This window comes from Mesorhizobium sp. M4A.F.Ca.ET.090.04.2.1, from assembly GCF_003999085.1.
Lineage (GTDB): Bacteria > Pseudomonadota > Alphaproteobacteria > Rhizobiales > Rhizobiaceae > Mesorhizobium.
Window position 1 is genome coordinate 1 of sequence record NZ_RZOT01000851.1, and the last position, 1,380, is coordinate 1,380.

Annotated in this window: 1 protein-coding gene; it reads right to left on the minus strand. The window is 65.2% G+C overall.

Annotated elements, in window-relative coordinates; all coding sequences use genetic code 11:
• The coding region (locus tag EN781_RS32570) for an ATP-binding protein (RefSeq protein ID WP_127400725.1) at positions 1–1,380 on the minus strand (1,380 nt) is incomplete at both ends.

Here is a 1,380-nt window from a genome sequence, read left to right on the forward strand (position 1 = left end):
CGCCACAGCACGGTCGGCAGCCGTCCGTGCTGTGGCGATGGCGCTGGATGGTGGCGACCAACGTCTCCAGCAGAACGGAGGAGCGGGCCGGCTTTATGAGCTGCGCGTCGATGCCTAGGTCGCGGTAACTGGTGTTGGCGAGCGACTGGTCGACGGACGTCAGCATGATGATCGGCGTGTGCGCGAGGCCGTCGGTATTGCGCACGATGCGCGCCATTTCGGCGCCGCTCATGCCCGGCATCTGGTAGTCGAGCACGACGCAGTCGACCGCCACGCCATAGGCGGCCGCCGCGATCAGTACCTTCAGCCCCTCGGCTCCGCTTTCAGCCGCGCAGGAATCGAACGTCCAGGACGCCATCTGCTCGCTGAGAATCGAGCGGTTGACGGCATTGTCGTCGACGATCAGCACCCGTGCCCCTGTCACGTCCACCGGCATGATCCGCTGCGCGCCCTCCTGGACGGCGCGCGGCAGCGTCACCGTGAACCAAAAGGTCGAGCCCTTGCCTTCGGCGCTCTCGACACCGATCTCGCCGGCCATCAGATCGACCAGCCGCGAGGTGATGGCCAGGCCGAGCCCGGTACCCTCGTGCCGCCTGGTCGAGGAGGTGTCGACCTGGCTGAACTTTTCGAACACAGCCCTCAGCTTGTCCTCGGGGATGCCGATGCCGGTATCGGTGACCGAGATGGTCAGCTTCGTTCCCATCGGCACGCGCTCGCCGGTGACGTCGACCAGCACATGGCCTTCGTCGGTGAATTTTACCGCATTGCCGAGGAGGTTGGTGACGATCTGCCTGATGCGCCCGACATCGCCGATGAAGTGGCTGTCGAGGCCCGGCTGGACGCGCACGATGAGCTCGAGATCCTTCTCCTTGGCGCGCGTCGAAACCAGCGTCGCCACATCCTCGATCGCCTCGGCCAGGTTGAAGGGAGCCGGATCGAGCACCATCTGGCCGGCGTCGATCTTGGAAAAGTCGAGGATGTCGTTGATGATGGTGAGCAGCGCGTTTCCCGACTTGACGATGATGTCGGTGAAGGTCTTCTGCTTGGGGTCGAGATCCGACTTGGCCAGCAGCTCGGCCATGCCGAGCACGCCGTTCATCGGCGTGCGGATCTCGTGGCTCATATTGGCCAGGAATTCCGACTTGGCGCGGTCGGCGAGCACGGCGCGCTGCCGCGCTTCGCTGAGCTCGGCCTCGCGCTGCTTGAGCTCGGTGATGTCGGTGGTGGAGCCGATGAGATAGAGCGAACCGTCGGAGGCGATCATCGCCCCCTTGCGCGCGAACTGGTGCCTGACGCTGCCATCGGCGAGCGTCACGCTCTCCTCGATCTCCTGCGTCTCGCCGGTGCGCAGCACGGCGAGACGCAGGAGATCGAGGAGAG